Consider the following 14,072-nt stretch of genomic DNA (forward strand, 5'->3'; position numbering starts at 1 on the left):
CTGCGGGAGCGCGGCAACAAAAGCGCAGGTCAGCGAGGGTTAGGGCGGTCAGTGCGGCTGCGGCGAGGCGCCGACAGTGGCGGACGGCTCGACGGTCGGGGAGGGCGGCGGAGTGTAGGAGATGGGCGGCACGGCGCGGCTGATCCCGCCGGGGGCGTCTTGGCTCCCGTCGCCTCCGTCGCCCTTTTCGCCGTCCTTGTCGCCGCCGTCGCCGTCGCCGCGGCCGTCGCCTTCGCCGTTTCCGCCGCCGCTGCTGCCGTCGCCTTCGCCGCCGCCTTGTTTGCCCCCGGTGCCGGTCCCGCTGCCGGAGCCGTCCAGCACACGGTCACAGAAGCGCTCCACCCGGTCGGCGCCGTTGGCCGCCTCTTCCAGGCGTCGCTCACGGTCGGGGGTGAGGCTGCCGGCGCGGTAGTCCTGGCAGGCCTTGGCCGTCTTGCGGTACCAGTCGCCGGAACCAGGGCCGGAACCGGAACCGTCACCCGGTGCCGTTCCCGGAGGGCCGTCGCCGGTCCAGCCCGGGTAGGTGGGGAGCAGGCCGGTGTCCGACCCCGGGGAGGACTCGTGCGTACCGCCGGTTTCGCCCTCGCCGGCGCCGTCGCCGTTCGCGCCGCCGGGCGTCTGGTGCTCGCCGCCGGGAGTGCCGGTGGCGCCCGGTGTGGGCTCGCCGGTTTCGCCCGGTTCACCTGTGGTGGACCCGGAGGTTAGCGGCTGGGGCGTCGCGGCCGCGGACACGGAGGACGCGGGCGCGGGGTCGGCGCCGCGCCCGAAAGGGCTCGGCAGTACGCCCGTGCCCGCCGCCACCGCGACGCCGCCGAGCGCGACACCGGCGAGCGCCCCGGCCAGCCCGAGGCGTACGGGACGCGCCCAGCGCACGGGGACGGTGACCTTGCGTCCGATACGTACCGTGGCAGCGGAAGTGGAAAAGGTGTCGGGGGCCGCGGCCCTGGCCTTCCGGAAAGCCGCCAGCGCGGCCGCCTCGCCGGGGAGTTCGCCCGCCTCGTGGCCGCCGGCCCGGGCCACGCCGTCGAGGGCGGCGGAGAGGCGCTCGGCCTGGGCGCGGGCGTGGTCGCCGACAGGCCCGACGGGTTCTCCGCGCAGCAGTCGCTCCGCCGTGTCCTTGTCGAGCCACTCGTAACGCTCGTCGGCCATCACATGTCCTTCTGCGTCCGCACGCCGGAATGCGTCACACCGGCGGACGTCGCCCGGCCCGTTCGCGGGCCTCGCTGGGGCGGTACGGCGCCGAGTTCCGGCCTCCCGCCGGCCGGGCCCGCCAACGTACCGCTGCTGTCGCTGTCGCTGTCTTCGCCGCCAACGCCAACGCCGTCGCCGCTGTCGTCGCAACCGTCCGCCGCGTTGAGCAGCTCGGCCAGCCGCTTCAGGCCCCGGTGTGCGGCGGTCCGTACGGCGCCGGGGCGCTTGCCCAGGGTCTCGGCGGCGCTCTTCGCGTCGAGCCCGACGACGACGCGCAGGACAACGGCCTCGGCCTGGTCCTGCGGGAGCTGGGCGATGAGCGCGAGGGTGTCGCCGGTGGCGAGGGCTTCCATCGCCTCGTCGGCGGTGTCGCAGGCGCCGGGCTTGCCGGCGAGTTCCGTCTCGTCGCCGCCTATGGCGGGGCGACGGCCGCGCATGCGGATGTGATCCAGGGCACGATTGCGCGCTATGCGCGCGGCCCAGCCCCTGAACCGGTCGGCGTCGCCGCTGAACCGGTCGAGGTCACGGGCAATCTGGAGCCACGACTCGGAGGCGACGTCCTCTGCCTCCGGGTCGCCGACCAGCGTTCGTATGTAGCCCAACAGCCGCGGGTGCACGGCGCGGTACACAGTACGGAAGGCGTTCTCGTCCCCGTCCTGTGCCGCGAGCACCGCGGCGGTCAGCTCCGCGTCGTCCCCCAGCACTCCCTCAACCTGTCCCAAGTCGCAGCTGGTCACCACTGCCGCGCAGCCCCGCGCGAGTCAGCACGCTACGACGTTCGAAGGGGTCACGTCCACGTCTTGCACAACGCGCGACGACGCGCTGACAGAGAGCGGTGTGACAGAAAACGCATGCACGGCGCTGAGAGTAGTACGGGCCGCCGCACGGTCCGCGGACGGCGACCGGGGCCTCTCCTGTGGGGGGTGGCGGCCCCGGTCGTCCTTCCAAGACCTGCGGCGGCCCTATCTTCCAGATCTTCCCGACGGCCCTTGACCGCTTTCACGGTCTGCCGGATTCGCTTTCGCCGCTCTCGCCGTTGCCCTGGGTGCCGTTCCCGCTCTGACGGCCGCCGTCGCCGTCTTCTTCCCTGTCGGCGGGCTGCGTGGGATCCGCGGCGGGATTCCCCGGATCCGCTGGATCCGCGGCAGCGTCGCCTTCCGGCTTCGCCGGGGGCTCCTCCGGCGTCCCGGGCGCCGCGCCCGGCTTCGAGGCGTTCAGGCCTTTGGGTGCCTTCGTAGAGCCCTTCCCGCCAGTACCCCGGCCCAGCTGCTGCTTGTCGGCCACCAGCAAGCGCTCGCAGTACGCCTCCACCGTCAGCCCGGCTTCCTCGGCGTCCGCCGTCAGCTGCTGGGATGCCGCACCGTGGCCGGAGGCCGAGCGACCGTGGGACACGAGGTACGCGACGCAGTGCGCGACGTCGTCCCGCGCCTGGGCCGGGCGCGCCGGCCCCGAGCGGGTGACGTCGGCCGAAGGAAGGCGCGCCGCGCCCTCCTCTGCCGCGCCGGGCGCGCTTCCCCGCGCCGCGCCGGGGGTGGCCGGGGCGCTGCTGTGGGTCCCGGTCGCCACGGCGGCGGCCCCGCCGCCCCCCGCAGCACCGTCGCCGATCCCGAACGGCGCGGGGATCGCTCCCGTGCCGGCCGCGAGCGCCACCCCGCCCAGCGTCACCGTTGCCGCGGCCGAGGCGAACGCCGCCCTGACCGGCAGTACGCCGCGCCACCGCCGGGACGGCCGCCAGTCGTCGCGTCTGCGCGCCTGCCACCAGCGCCCCGGGCCGGCGTGCACGCCGGAGTCGCGCGCCTCCCGGTACGCGGCGAGCGCCGCCTGCGCATCCGGCTCGCCGGGGCGAGGCGCGGATCGGCGTACGGCGGCCAGCAACGCCTCGACCTCCGGCGTGACCGCCTCCTCACCCACCGCTTCCCATTTCCCGGCCCCGGCCCGCTGTCGCGTCCGCGCCCGTCTCCGTACCTGTCTCATGTGTCACGTCTCATGCGTCACGTCTCATGTCTCATCTCTCAGCGTGCGCGGCGCCGCAGACGTCACAACGCCCGTCCGGCTCCCCGCGGCCAGCTGCTCGGCCAGCCGCTTGAGCCCGCGGTACGCGGAGGTCCGTACGGACCCACTGCGCTTGCCCAGCACCCGGGCCGCCGCGGGCCCGTCGAGCCCGACGACGACGCGCAGCAGCACTGCCTCCGCCTGCTCGCGCGGCAGCGTGGCGATCATTTCCAGCGCCTGACCGGTCGACAGCGCTTCGAGCGCGTCGTCGGCGGTGTTCTGCCGGCCGGGAAGGTCCAGTACGTCCTGCTCGATCAGCGAGGTAAGGGGTCTTCGCTTCCGCTTGCGCAGGTGGTCGAGTGCGCGGTGGCGGGCGATCGTCGCCGTCCAGCCGCGGAATCCCGCCCCGTCGCCGCGGAATCGCCCCAGGTCCCGGGCGATCTCCAGCCACGCCTCGGACGTCACGTCCTCGGCGTCCTCCCCGACCAACCCCCGCACGTATCCAAGCAGTCCCGGATGCACGAGCCGGTACGCCGCAGCGAACCCGCTCTCGTCCCCCTGCTGGGCCCGCTCGACGGCAGCACCCAGCTCCGCGTCGTACGCCTGTGTACGACGCCGCTCCCCGCCCCTGACCACACGACCCTCTTCGTACGACTCGGCACTGGTCACCGTGCCCATGCCCCCTGGGGAGCCAGGCCCCCCATTGCTCTGCGCCGGGAGCCACAGAAACGTCACAGCGTCTTCGCCGCGCCCGTCTCAGGCTTCCATCAGAAGGTCACTTTCAAGGTCACCTTCACGGTCACCGTCACGCCTCGCAGACGGCCTTACGGGCCCGACCGTGAAGCAGCAGATAGAACCGCTGCACCGACTCCTCGGAACCGGCCTCGAACCGGTTGACGACCTTCCCGAGCGGGTTCCACACCCGCCCGTCGGGCATCCGCACCCCGACCGACTGCCGGAACAGCTCCCGCTGTTCGTCCCCGAAGTCGACCCAACGCCCGCCCGCCCGGCGGACGATGACCTCACCGGTGTACGCCCCGAGCCCCCGCAGCACCGCGTCGATCTGCGCACGCTCGGGCGCGCTGCGCCGCAGTCCGTCGACGACGAGGTCCACGAGCCGGAGGCTGGCGACGGAATAGTCGAGCGGCAGCCGGTTGCGCACGGTGAGCTGCTCGACGAACTCGGCGGCGTACCCCCGCATGCCGCCCGCACCGGGCAGCTGCGACTCCCCGTCCCCCACGCGCTCAGCCATGTACCCACGCTCCTCGCAGCTCAGCCGGTCAACGCCTTCCACTGACCAAGCGACGGGAGCCTCAGGAACATCACGCGAACCACCCTGTGTTCGTTGTCACGACCCCAGATCCGAAATACCCGCGATCTCCGTACAACCTTCACCAGCGTTCGAGCGTCTGATGGCCCACCGTGCGGGCCCCGCGGGGTCAAAGCCGGGCGGCGGGGCGCTGTCGGGTCAGCCTCCCATTTGAGACTTGAGGTGCCCGATCACCTCGTTGAACTCCCTGGTCGGCGAGAAGTCGATGTACTCGCAGTCCTCGAGGGCCTCCGGCACGTGGCCGGGCGCCCAGTAGAAGGCCTGCCCCGCCTCGTAAATCTCTTCGCCGTCCTTGGTCCGCATCTTCAGCCGACCCTTGAACAGGTATCCCCAGTGCGGGCACTGACACAGGTCGTCGGGCAGGCCCTTGGCCAGCGGCCCCATGTCCGTACCCTTGGGAAACTTCGCGAAAGCGACGGTCATGTCGCCCCCGACCTCCTGCATACGCAGCTCTACTCCGCCGCCTTCGATCGCGACAGGTGCGTCATTCCGGGTCGTTGCCTGCATGAATCCTCCAGGGCGAGAGGGTTGCGGGGCTCGGACTATCCGCCTCCTCCCAGTCTGTCCCCGACCGCACGGCCGTGCGACACGGAGGAGACGCCGGGCGCCGGGCGGTCACACGCCCACCTCCCACACGACCTCCCCCTCCTGCCGACGCTCGGTGGGCGAGAGCCCGGCCGCCGCGGCGACGGCGGCGGACGCGTGGTGGTCAGGATGGATATGGGCGACGACGGTACGTACGGACGCACCCCGCGCAAGCCACGCCACCAGCGCGGACGCGGCCTCGGACGCGATGCCGCGCCCCTGCCACGGAGTCCCGACGACCCACGCGATCTCGGCGCTGGACGCACTGACGGTGGCCTGAACCGTGCCCACCAGACACCCCTCGCCCCGGAGCCGGACGACCCAGTTGCACCAGGAGACAGCAGCATCGGGCGCCCCGGCCACCCACCGCACGTACCTCTCCCGCAACTCCTGCGGCGACGCCGGAGCGCCGCCGGTGAAGGCGTGCAGTCCGGGGTCGGACAGTACGACGGCCATCTCCTCGGCGTACGCGACCCGCAGCGGCAGGAGGTCCAGCCGCGCAGTAGTGAAGCCCTCGGCCCTAATCGGTTTCATGCCACCCCCCTCCCACAGTCATGAACGGTCAATCGCAAGGCAGGTGCAGGGACCGGTCCGGCACAATGCCCGGATGATCGGCAATCGGATCACCCATCGCACGGCGGACGGCGTCCGCATACCCGGCACTTGGCGTCACGCCTTCATCCGCAACGGCGATCACTACTACCTCACCGACCTTTTCATCTACGCGGACGAACTCATCGACTGCTGGGGCCTGGTCACCCTCGATGAGTTCGAGCAGAAGCTGCGCAGCGGATGGGTGGCGACCGCCTTCCCGGACGGCGCCAAGGCGTCCGCCCACGACCTGGCCGCATGGAAGTTCAACGAGCCGCGAACCTGGCTCACGCCGGAGTTGCTGCTCGCGGAGGTGCGGGACACCATCGACCAGCTGAACGGCCGCCCCGACTCAACGGGCAGGTGTCTGGCCGCCGTAGACCGCTTCATGGCCGACCGGACCGAGGAGAACCGGGACGCCGCCCGCGCCTCTTATCTCGCCATCCCCAAGACCCAGCGCCGCTATGCGCTCAGCGACATGGACAGAAAGGACTGGCCGCTCCAGGTGCTGGTGGCCGGGCCGGCCGGCGAGAGGGAGAGCCGGCCCGAGGAGCCCGTCACGCAGGAGGAGTACGACTCGGCGGTCACCTACTTCGAGGAGCGGGCCCAGTGGATCGCCGAGCGGCCCTCGCGGGTCCCGGCGGACGGACCGACGAGCCCGCACGCGCCGGCGGTCAAGCTGCACCACTCGTATTCGACCAAGCGACTGGACGACCCGGGCACGACGGGCCTGCGCAACCACTACCTCGCGCCCATCGACGTCGACGGCGTCACCTACCCCTCCGTCGCGCACGCCTACTGGGCCCTGTCGGTCGCCGATCCCCAGGCACGGGCCGCGATCACGGCGGCCGACACCGACTACGCCGCCCGCGCGCTCGCCGCCGATGCCACCCGCCGCGAGGGTTGGGAACAAGCCCGCACCGCCGTCATGACCAGCCTCCTGCGTGCCAAGTACATCCAGCACCCCTCCCTGGCCGAGATCCTGCTGGCAACCGACGACGCAACCCTCATCTACGACGACGCCGACTCCGCCTTCTGGGGCGACAACGCCGGCCGCGGCCGCAACTGGACTGGCCGCCTCCTCGAACTCGTCCGCTCCGAGCTGCACGCACGGCGCGCCGGGATCGGGTAACCGGCCCAGCTTTGGTCAGCGTGGGACGCGGTAAGTGAAGACCTAGTTCCTTCTCACTGCCGCCTCCCCTCGTGATATCTTCTTTGGGAAACGTATATACACATCCTGGGGGCCACCATGTCCCGCACCGTGATCGATCTGGACGACGAAGCCCTGCAAGAGGCCGCACGGCACTTGGGCACCACCACCAAAAGGGACACCGTGAACGCGGCCCTGCGTGAAATCGCCGACCGGCGGCGTCGCGCAGCAGCAGTGGAGCGGATGCGTCAGATGGTCGCCGATGGCGAGATCGATTTCTCGGTCATCGAGCCTGTCGGCGAGCACATCGACGACGGAGGCGGTCGGTCCGCCGCGTGAGCGAGCTGTTCTTGATCGACACCAGTGCCCTCGTACGATTCTACCGGCGCCAGACCAGCGCGGCCTGGGATCAAATCGTCACCGCGGGGCTCGTAGGGCTCTGCGAGCCGGTTCGCCAGGAATATCTGCGGGCAGTCGGCGGCCGCGCGGCGTACTACGAAGCCGATGGGCTGCTCCGAGAGACGTTCCCCCACTACGCGGTGCGCGACACCGCCTGGGACGACTGCGCCGAGCTACAGCAGAGGCTTGCTGACAAGGGGTGGCATCAGTGCGCCAGCCCTGTCGACCTTCTGGTCGCCGTCACCGCTCAGCACCACAAGTTGACACTCCTCCACCAGGACGCCGACTTCGAGACGATTGCGCGCCTGACGGGGCAACCGGTGCGCCGCATCAGCGACTGACAGTTGTTGCCGGTCCAGCAGGGAGCGCAGGTCGCGACAACCAGCCGCCGCCCGCACCGCCGATGACGGACTACTACCTCGACTTGGGCGCCTTCTACGAGCGCGCGGCTTCAGCAGGCCACGCGGTGGTCAAGGTGGTCTGGTCCTGAAAGCCGGGCCCTCTGTCGGTCTGTGGACTCACCCATCAGCCCATGAGTACTCCCAGAACAACGAGTCAAAGTCTTCAACCTTGCCCAGAACCTCCAACCCCATGTCTCGCGGCAACACGCAGCCACGCGCCCAGGTGAAGTCGTCGGCCCCCATCCTGATCTCGACCTCCTCCGTGTCGTCGGAAATCTTGAGATTCCAGAATGACGCGGCACGCCCCATGGTCACGACGGAGAATGCGGGTTCGACTGCGACGATCAGGCACTCCTCTTCGCAGTCGTTCCATGTGAAGACGGCTGACACGCCGCCCGGGAGACTGCGATACGCCTCCCGCACCTCGTCGAGTCCTACGGATCTCGCGCTCCGTGCCGGATCCCAGATTTCGAGCTGAACTGTCACGGGCTTCACTGTCCGCGGCCTCCGCGTGCCGTTGAACAGCGTTCAGCGTGGCGGCCGACCGCAGCGGGAGCGCCGACCTCACCATGGGTCCGGATCACCCGAAACATCACCCTCACCAGAGCCAGCGTGCGAGGAACTCGGCCCAGATGAAACCCTGGTAGCCCTCGAAGGCGGGTGGGTCGATGTCCTTGAGTTCCGCCGCCAGCTCGCTCAGTTCGGCCAGGGCTTCGTCCTCCTGCTCGTCCGGGTCGTTGAGGATCGCAGACTGGCTCACGTGTCGGCCGTAGTGGTGCAGTGTCTGCAGCCAGAGGCCGATGGAGGAGTTTGCAAACCAAGCTTCCCCACCTGGCAGGACGTAATAGACCCGGCCGGTGTCCGGCTCGACGCCGAAGGTCCACTCCAAACCTGGTACGAGGTGGCCGTGGTGGTTCCGGGACAACCGATAGAGGACGGTTCCTGATGCGGTCTGGAGGGCGGGGTCCGGATCTGCCTGGAACGCGACGTACTCGATCAGTTGATCGACGACAGGGACGCCGATGTTCACGAGCAGGGCCTTTTGGCGCTGGGGTATGCGCCATCCGGCCAAGCTGGCGGGGTCAGCCCGGGTGACGTGTTCGGCTCCGGCCCATGCGGTCAGGTCTTCGTAGGTCAGCACTGGAGGTCTCCCCGAGCGTTTGATGCAGCGCGCCGGCCGCGGAGGAGGCGGGACCAGGATGAGGTACTCACTGGGGAGTTGAGTCCCACATCGCTAGAGACAGACCCAGCAGTACAGTCGCTGACCACGAACGGACGCCTTCTCCGCGAGGGCGGCGAGATCTTTCAAGAAGCCCGTGAGCCCATTCGGGTCCGCCTGCTTGCTGAAGACACCAGACGCAGACCAACTGCGGGCCACTTCGCTCAGCCGCTTCCGGTCGAGCCGTGCAAGCGAGTCACAGAATGAATCAGTCAGCGACACGCTGACGACCTCGCCGTCACCGGCCATCCCGACCAAATGGCCATGCCTAGGGTCAGCTTCGATCACGTCCGCGGTTCTCCCGGTAACGAGCGCTTCGGCCGGCAGCAGGTCGACCACCGGATCGATGCCCTTCACGACGAACGAGTCATAGCCCGTCCCCATCGGCCGTCCGTCCTCACGGAAGACAGCCCGAATGGCGTCTTCGTCATCAGCAGCGGCGTAGTAACCGAAGAGAGCTCCCATACACCGATCATGGCACTCCCCACTGACACCCAGCCGGGCAGACGGCGGCGCCAATCCGCAAATCACCAAACAGCGTCATCGACCACAGAAGTTGAGGAAGACCCCGCTACGGCCGCGTCGGCCTCCTGCCTCAACGAACTCGGCTACACAGCCGGCTGACGCATGGGCGTCTCAAAGCGCGATCGGCCGGTACTTCAGGGCCTCATCGACGATCGCCTCCGCAGACGCATCCTGGAGGTTGTCCGAGGGGCGAAAGATCAGACCCATGACCCGGGGATGCAACACATTTGCCTCCAGGAGCTGCAGGTAGTAGTCGCTCTCAGGGTCGGCCACAAGCAGTCTGCGGACGATCTCAACGAGCTCTTCCCTTGTGATGTCGGCAACCCGGGGGTGAGCCGGCCGAGCCGCCTCCCTGGCGAACTCTTCCAAGTCCCTGCTTCCCCAGTACTCGGCGAAGTCGAGAGCCACATAATCGTGGCCAGTCACCGCGTTGAAGACCTGGATTGCCTCGCCAGCTTCCTCAGAACTGTCGGCCACCAGGTCAGCGATCCGTTCGATTTCGCAGCTCATCTCCTCCAGCCGCTGCTGGCTCACGAGCGGGGGCAGCAGCTCCGGTCTCAGGTCCACAGCGCAAATTATGTCCGCTGGCACCGACTTGCCGCAGCAAAGCCCCTGCTTGCTGCCAGCTCTCAGGTTCACCCTGCGGGTGTTGACCACGCCCCACCGGCGGTGCACGCGGGTGAGTTCAGGTCCCGGCCCTTCGGGATGCCCACGGACATCACCGTGCAACGCCGGGCCTCGAAGTTGGGAGCGTCGGTCGAAGACTCGATGCGTACGCCGCTGGAACGATCGCGCTCGCCCAGAGACTGCCGGTGCGCCGAACACCACAAGGGCGGGCACCCGACGTGACAACGATGGCTGGGAACCTCACCGACGGCCGACTTGGAGCCAACGGGGCGTGCCCACTCAACTGCTCTCAGCGGTCACGGTGATAGCGCTTGGCCATCGCGGCGCTGTGACGCAGGAACTGCTCCTTGCCAACCGCCCTCACTCCGAAATCGCGGTACAACCGCTCCACGAGCCCATTCACCAGAAGGTCCGGATGCTCTCGTGTCAGACCGTCCAGCACTTTCTGGCCAAAACGAAGAACGGCCGCAAGAGCGGCTAACACAATGAGGCGGCCCACTACATGCAGGCGATGCAGCGGGTGAGGTCCTCCGAGAGGAAGACGGTGAACCGCCGTTGCGAGCCGGTGATCGTCGCCAAGTAGGTTCGGGCCGTTTCTGCTGCATGGAGTCTGTCGACGGCTTCGGCCAATCCGGACCGAGGGGTGACGCCGGTGTCGAGCATGACCTGGTACCGGTGGGACCAGATGTCCCATAGCTGGCGGGCAGAGGCTGTCTGGCTTCGGAAGAGCTCGAAGTTCGCGCCCGCCTGGAGTTCGGCCCGGGCTGCACGTGCAGAGGTGCTGTCGTCCCGATCGAGTGCGGATTCCAGGTCATCGCGGTTCATGCGGTCAGTCTGCCGGACCCGTCTCTGGGCGTGAGGCGGGTGCTGACAGGTCAGGGACAGCACCTGGCGGTGGGTGATCACGCAGCAGGCGACCTTGAGGAAAGCTGGTTCAAGAGCAGCTACATCGCCGGCGGGAGCGACAACTGCGTCGATGTCGCGATCGCCCCTGAGGCGGTCCTCGTCCGCGACTCCAAGGACACGGACCGCCCGCCGCTCGCGGTCTCCTGCGCGGCCTGGTCGGCTTTCACTCCACCCCAGCGCGCAGTCGCCCGCCGGTCTCTGACGCGCGCGGCGCTCAGCGCAGATCCGCAGGGAGCTCGATCTTCCCGTCGTAGGACCCCTGGTTCTCCTGCCGCACCTTCTGCTCGAACATGATGTCCTGGCCGCCGTACGGGACGAGGAAGCCGAAGTCGAATGAGTGGCTCTTGACGCGGTAGGTATTCGCGTCCAGGAGCAGTGTCTCCTCAAGCCCGGACAAGGTGAGTTGGGCGTCGTTCACCGGGATGCCGGCTTGGCGTAGCTGCTCGGCGGTGGAGCCGAACTCCCGCACCGCTTTCTTCACATAGGCCCGGTCCCGTACCGCGACCAGCTTTTGCGAGCCGCTGCCGACCCGGAGTTGGATCGTGCCGTCCGTCCGGGTCAGCGTGACGCCGTCACCGGCGGCCCGCGCGTATTCCCTGAACTCCTCGATGGCGGCGACGGGATCCTCAATCTTGTTCTTCATCTCAGGGCTGGAGGCAGCAGCCTTCTTCCAACTCTCGTTCCCCTCCTTGAGATGCGCCGTGCCGTCAACGACGTAGAGCTCTTCCGCCCTGGTGGTCCCCTTACTGCTGGTGGTGTCTCCCCGCGAGTGCAGCCCGTCCGGCTTGAGAGATCGCTTGACCGTGGCCTGGTAGGAAGCGGCGCTGCGCTGCCCCTGCAACTTCAGCGCCTCCTCCCCCTTCACCGAAAACGTCCAAGCCCCCTCCTTCGCCATCGCCTCTTCCGCGAGATCGAGGAAGTCCTCCGGGGATTCGGGCGGCTCGGGGGCGGCAGCGGGCTCCGGCGGCTGCTTGGCGCCAGGGCTCTTCGACTCGACCGCCGCAGCCGGTTCCTCCTCGCTGGCGCAGCCGGCCAGCGAGAGCGACAGAGGGAGGAGCAGCGCAGCACACCGGAAACGGACTCTCATATACCTGTTCCTTCGTCACGACCGTCGGGCCATACCGGGGTGCGCGTCAACGCCAACGACGGAAAGGGCCCCAGACGCAAATGAGCGACAAACGGCGAGCGGGCCACCACGGCGGGGCGGACTGTACAACACAGTCCGCCCTGCAATCACGACGACGGACATTCCATCCAAAACTTCTTGAATTACACACCCGTTGCACTGCAGCCCGAGGTCCGGCCTCAGGAACTCTCCAGCACCTGCAGGATTGCGACGGCATCAGCAGTGCGATCTGCCAGCTCTCCGGCTCGCCTGACTTCCCCCGCTCAGCCCGGACCCACCCACGATCTGAGCGCAGCCCGAAGTCACGGAATCATCGACGCCCCCGCAGCTGCTGGGCTGAAATGCTGTGCGAACAAGGCATACCGAGGTGCCGACCGCCACGTGGACAGTTCGGCATCCCACTCCGCTCTCTGCTCAGCCGTCACAACCAGCGTCATGCCCGGTCAACGACACTGCGCGGCCCCGTCACATGATCTCCGGCTGTAGTACGAGCCGTACGCCGAATCCCCGTTCGCCGACCGCCGACCGCGTCGTGCCATCGGGTTCAGCATGCCTCGTCCTGCCATACGACGAACTCTCTGAGAGCCTTCCTGGAGAGGAAGTCCACCATCGGCAGCTCCGCCAAGGAACTCAGCCAGGAGTCGAGCAAACAATCTCCGCCAGGAAACCACCATTCCGTGTGACTTCCCACGTTCTCGAGCTCCTCATCCAATGAATACCTGAGCTCGAACTGCACTTGGAGGTAACACTCGTGCTCCCCGCAGGGGTCCACTACCTCAAGCTGCCTAACCAAGCCGAATGAAAAGGTGGGCTCGGACAGCCAGTTCACCTTTCCGTACTGAAAGAGATACCCATCCGCATCAGGATCGCCTGGAACCTCGAATTCAACCGAAAACCTGCGGACAACTTCAAAGAACGCCGACTTCGGAGAATCAAGCGCCCCTACACCTGAGCACGCCTCACGCGCAATATCCACCGCCGCGCGGGCAAGTTGCCTATGCTTCCGCACTTGGGTGCACCCACCGCCACCCCGATAATCGACCCGTGGGACCATTCTTTTTGGAAAAGCTCCATACACGCGCACCGCCCCCTCAAGCTCCTGCGGCGTCGTCGAAGCTCCACCAATAAAGGCGTGCAGTACGGGTAAGCGCGGCAGGCATTTCGCAAATGCCCGCCGCGCCTCTATTCCCGAGCCGGTAAATCTCGAGAATTACTCCTCGTCGAACTATTCTTGAGCGTGCCGACCAGATAGCGACCTATCCCAATAGGTCAACTGCTCCTCGGAATAGATCGCCACTGTGGAGTTCCCTGAATCGTTGACCTTCTCCGAGAACCAGAGACGGTCATCGACCCGCTCAACCCGAATCTCGTCACCTAGGCTTACGCCGGTGGCCAGAAATGGGTCGCAGGGGCCGGAAGAGCCCGACCGAGGCAACGTCTTGCAGTGCTCGTGTGTCGGCGGCGGCTGCACGAACCCATTTTCCATTCACCCCGATCAGGCCCGCTCGGCGTTCATGTCAGTCAGCTTCTGGAAGGTGGGATTATTCCGGAAGGCGGGGTATTTAACGGCAAGGAATTCCAGACCGTCGGTCACGAAGCGGGAGACAGCAGCCAGGAATTCCCCTTTCCCGCAGCGCCCCGGGGCGGGAGCCCAGGACCGCAGGATCTTGAGCTCCGGACCGTCGGGGACAATGTTGATAAGAACGTCGGATTCGGTGAAACTGATCCGTCCGGAATCTCCTTCCCGGACAGCGCACGCCGAGAGTACGAGACAGTACATGAAATCGACCAGTGGCACCTGGAAGAATTCCGCTTCGAATCCCTCGGGATCGAGGGTTACTTTCGTCTCGAAGAGGGAATAGCGCAGGTTCATCTCGCTGGTGGAGTCCAGCTTTTCGATCTGCTTCTCAGTAGGCTCATGCATGGAGTCACGGTCGAACGCGAGGAGAGGCATCGGCTCCCAATCTTTCTGCATTACTCAAGGAACGCACCGCCTGCGCCGAAGGATAATATCGATCGGCACAGGCGGC

The 14,072-nt window shown here is 67.7% G+C and carries 20 protein-coding genes and 2 pseudogenes; 5 read left to right on the forward strand and 17 right to left on the reverse strand.

Going from position 1 to position 14,072, the window contains the following annotated elements; genetic code table 11:
* Positions 1-48: 48 nt before the first annotated feature.
* The 7 genes from ABZX79_RS12490 to ABZX79_RS12520 form a co-directional block, all read right to left on the reverse strand.
* Positions 49-1,149 (reverse strand): hypothetical protein, encoded by a 1,101-nt coding sequence (locus ABZX79_RS12490; protein WP_355255068.1) that lies wholly within the window; start codon positions 1,147-1,149, stop codon positions 49-51.
* Positions 1,149-1,895 carry an RNA polymerase sigma factor gene (locus ABZX79_RS12495; RefSeq protein WP_355255685.1) on the reverse strand — a complete coding sequence of 249 codons (747 nt, stop codon included), beginning with the start codon at positions 1,893-1,895 and terminating at the stop codon, positions 1,149-1,151. The genes ABZX79_RS12490 and ABZX79_RS12495 overlap by 1 nt, the downstream gene beginning before the upstream one ends.
* A 295-nt stretch (positions 1,896-2,190) precedes the next feature.
* Positions 2,191-3,165 carry a hypothetical protein gene (locus ABZX79_RS12500; protein WP_355255071.1) on the reverse strand — a complete coding sequence of 325 codons (975 nt, stop codon included), beginning with the start codon at positions 3,163-3,165 and terminating at the stop codon, positions 2,191-2,193.
* A gap of 24 nt (positions 3,166-3,189) precedes the next feature.
* A complete protein-coding gene (locus tag ABZX79_RS12505) occupies positions 3,190-3,819 on the reverse strand; it encodes an RNA polymerase sigma factor (RefSeq protein ID WP_214972125.1) in 630 nt (209 codons plus the stop codon).
* A gap of 169 nt (positions 3,820-3,988) precedes the next feature.
* A complete protein-coding gene (locus tag ABZX79_RS12510; RefSeq protein ID WP_355255074.1) occupies positions 3,989-4,435 on the reverse strand; it encodes a hypothetical protein in 447 nt (148 codons plus the stop codon).
* A gap of 216 nt (positions 4,436-4,651) precedes the next feature.
* Entirely contained in the window at positions 4,652-5,020 is a 369-nt protein-coding gene (locus ABZX79_RS12515; RefSeq protein ID WP_355255077.1) for a hypothetical protein, read from the reverse strand.
* 108 nt (positions 5,021-5,128) lie between these two features.
* Positions 5,129-5,632 (reverse strand): GNAT family N-acetyltransferase, encoded by a 504-nt coding sequence (locus ABZX79_RS12520; protein WP_355255080.1) that lies wholly within the window; start codon positions 5,630-5,632, stop codon positions 5,129-5,131.
* A gap of 73 nt (positions 5,633-5,705) precedes the next feature.
* Here ABZX79_RS12520 and ABZX79_RS12525 point away from each other — a divergent pair, with 73 nt between their 5' ends.
* The 3 genes from ABZX79_RS12525 to ABZX79_RS12535 all read left to right on the forward strand — a co-directional run bounded on the left by ABZX79_RS12525 (position 5,706) and on the right by ABZX79_RS12535 (position 7,579).
* Positions 5,706-6,821 carry an NADAR family protein gene (locus ABZX79_RS12525; RefSeq protein ID WP_355255083.1) on the forward strand — a complete coding sequence of 372 codons (1,116 nt, stop codon included), beginning with the start codon at positions 5,706-5,708 and terminating at the stop codon, positions 6,819-6,821.
* Between the two features lie 117 nt (positions 6,822-6,938).
* A complete protein-coding gene (locus ABZX79_RS12530; RefSeq protein WP_355255086.1) occupies positions 6,939-7,178 on the forward strand; it encodes a type II toxin-antitoxin system VapB family antitoxin in 240 nt (79 codons plus the stop codon).
* Positions 7,175-7,579, forward strand: a complete 405-nt coding sequence (locus ABZX79_RS12535) for a PIN domain nuclease (protein ID WP_355255089.1) — start codon at positions 7,175-7,177, stop codon at positions 7,577-7,579. Before ABZX79_RS12530 ends, ABZX79_RS12535 begins: the two co-directional genes overlap by 4 nt.
* Before the next feature lie 177 nt (positions 7,580-7,756).
* Here the strand turns inward: ABZX79_RS12535 and ABZX79_RS12540 are convergent, their stop codons facing one another.
* The 6 genes from ABZX79_RS12540 to ABZX79_RS12565 form a co-directional block, all read right to left on the reverse strand.
* Positions 7,757-8,125: a hypothetical protein gene (locus tag ABZX79_RS12540; RefSeq protein ID WP_355255092.1), complete on the reverse strand. Its 369-nt coding sequence runs from the start codon at positions 8,123-8,125 to the stop codon at positions 7,757-7,759.
* A 112-nt stretch (positions 8,126-8,237) separates the two neighbouring features.
* Positions 8,238-8,780 carry an SUKH-4 family immunity protein gene (locus tag ABZX79_RS12545; RefSeq protein ID WP_355255095.1) on the reverse strand — a complete coding sequence of 181 codons (543 nt, stop codon included), beginning with the start codon at positions 8,778-8,780 and terminating at the stop codon, positions 8,238-8,240.
* 93 nt (positions 8,781-8,873) lie between these two features.
* The gene (locus ABZX79_RS12550; RefSeq protein ID WP_355255098.1) at positions 8,874-9,323 is read right to left on the reverse strand and encodes a hypothetical protein; all 450 of its coding nucleotides are present in this window, start codon (positions 9,321-9,323) and stop codon (positions 8,874-8,876) included.
* A 171-nt stretch (positions 9,324-9,494) separates the two neighbouring features.
* Positions 9,495-9,950 carry a bacteriocin immunity protein gene (locus tag ABZX79_RS12555; RefSeq protein ID WP_355255101.1) on the reverse strand — a complete coding sequence of 152 codons (456 nt, stop codon included), beginning with the start codon at positions 9,948-9,950 and terminating at the stop codon, positions 9,495-9,497.
* Between the two features lie 349 nt (positions 9,951-10,299).
* A complete protein-coding gene (locus ABZX79_RS12560; protein ID WP_355255104.1) occupies positions 10,300-10,509 on the reverse strand; it encodes a hypothetical protein in 210 nt (69 codons plus the stop codon).
* The gene (locus tag ABZX79_RS12565; RefSeq protein ID WP_355255107.1) at positions 10,509-10,835 is read right to left on the reverse strand and encodes a hypothetical protein; all 327 of its coding nucleotides are present in this window, start codon (positions 10,833-10,835) and stop codon (positions 10,509-10,511) included. The genes ABZX79_RS12560 and ABZX79_RS12565 overlap by 1 nt, the downstream gene beginning before the upstream one ends.
* Before the next feature lie 69 nt (positions 10,836-10,904).
* Between ABZX79_RS12565 and ABZX79_RS12570 the strand changes: the two are divergent.
* A pseudogene (locus tag ABZX79_RS12570) lies at positions 10,905-11,084 on the forward strand (DUF397 domain-containing protein); the annotation flags it as partial.
* A 46-nt stretch (positions 11,085-11,130) separates the two neighbouring features.
* Here ABZX79_RS12570 and ABZX79_RS12575 read toward each other — a convergent pair.
* Positions 11,131-12,003 carry a hypothetical protein gene (locus tag ABZX79_RS12575; RefSeq protein WP_355255110.1) on the reverse strand — a complete coding sequence of 291 codons (873 nt, stop codon included), beginning with the start codon at positions 12,001-12,003 and terminating at the stop codon, positions 11,131-11,133.
* Between the two features lie 294 nt (positions 12,004-12,297).
* Here ABZX79_RS12575 and ABZX79_RS12580 point away from each other — a divergent pair.
* Positions 12,298-12,414 (forward strand): annotated as a pseudogene (locus ABZX79_RS12580) (IS5/IS1182 family transposase); the annotation flags it as partial.
* 172 nt (positions 12,415-12,586) lie between these two features.
* Here the strand turns inward: ABZX79_RS12580 and ABZX79_RS12585 are convergent.
* The 3 genes from ABZX79_RS12585 to ABZX79_RS12595 form a co-directional block, all read right to left on the reverse strand.
* The gene (locus tag ABZX79_RS12585) at positions 12,587-13,051 is read right to left on the reverse strand and encodes a hypothetical protein (protein ID WP_355255112.1); all 465 of its coding nucleotides are present in this window, start codon (positions 13,049-13,051) and stop codon (positions 12,587-12,589) included.
* A 216-nt stretch (positions 13,052-13,267) separates the two neighbouring features.
* Complete coding sequence (locus tag ABZX79_RS12590; protein ID WP_355255115.1) at positions 13,268-13,528, reverse strand: DUF4265 domain-containing protein; 261 nt, start codon at positions 13,526-13,528, stop codon at positions 13,268-13,270.
* Between the two features lie 9 nt (positions 13,529-13,537).
* Positions 13,538-13,966: a hypothetical protein gene (locus tag ABZX79_RS12595; RefSeq protein WP_355255118.1), complete on the reverse strand. Its 429-nt coding sequence runs from the start codon at positions 13,964-13,966 to the stop codon at positions 13,538-13,540.
* Positions 13,967-14,072 lie beyond the last annotated feature (106 nt).

Origin of the sequence: Streptomyces sp. NPDC002994, from assembly GCF_040611155.1 — a bacterium.
GTDB lineage: Bacteria > Actinomycetota > Actinomycetes > Streptomycetales > Streptomycetaceae > Streptomyces.

Bases quoted from the DNA above. Each gene is read 5' to 3' on its own strand.
- ABZX79_RS12595 (WP_355255118.1), bottom strand. From the start codon at position 13,966: ATGCATGAGCCTACTGAGAAGCAGATCGAAAAGCTGGACTCCACCAGC.
- ABZX79_RS12515 (WP_355255077.1), bottom strand. From the start codon at position 5,020: ATGCAGGCAACGACCCGGAATGACGCACCTGTCGCGATCGAAGGCGGC.
- ABZX79_RS12550 (WP_355255098.1), bottom strand. From the start codon at position 9,323: ATGGGAGCTCTCTTCGGTTACTACGCCGCTGCTGATGACGAAGACGCC.
- ABZX79_RS12525 (WP_355255083.1), top strand. From the start codon at position 5,706: ATGATCGGCAATCGGATCACCCATCGCACGGCGGACGGCGTCCGCATA.
- ABZX79_RS12530 (WP_355255086.1), top strand. From the start codon at position 6,939: ATGTCCCGCACCGTGATCGATCTGGACGACGAAGCCCTGCAAGAGGCC.
- ABZX79_RS12500 (WP_355255071.1), bottom strand. From the start codon at position 3,165: ATGAGACAGGTACGGAGACGGGCGCGGACGCGACAGCGGGCCGGGGCC.
- ABZX79_RS12490 (WP_355255068.1), bottom strand. From the start codon at position 1,149: ATGGCCGACGAGCGTTACGAGTGGCTCGACAAGGACACGGCGGAGCGA.
- ABZX79_RS12590 (WP_355255115.1), bottom strand. From the start codon at position 13,528: ATGGAAAATGGGTTCGTGCAGCCGCCGCCGACACACGAGCACTGCAAG.
- ABZX79_RS12510 (WP_355255074.1), bottom strand. From the start codon at position 4,435: ATGGCTGAGCGCGTGGGGGACGGGGAGTCGCAGCTGCCCGGTGCGGGC.
- ABZX79_RS12565 (WP_355255107.1), bottom strand. From the start codon at position 10,835: ATGAACCGCGATGACCTGGAATCCGCACTCGATCGGGACGACAGCACC.
- ABZX79_RS12575 (WP_355255110.1), bottom strand. From the start codon at position 12,003: ATGAGAGTCCGTTTCCGGTGTGCTGCGCTGCTCCTCCCTCTGTCGCTC.
- ABZX79_RS12520 (WP_355255080.1), bottom strand. From the start codon at position 5,632: ATGAAACCGATTAGGGCCGAGGGCTTCACTACTGCGCGGCTGGACCTC.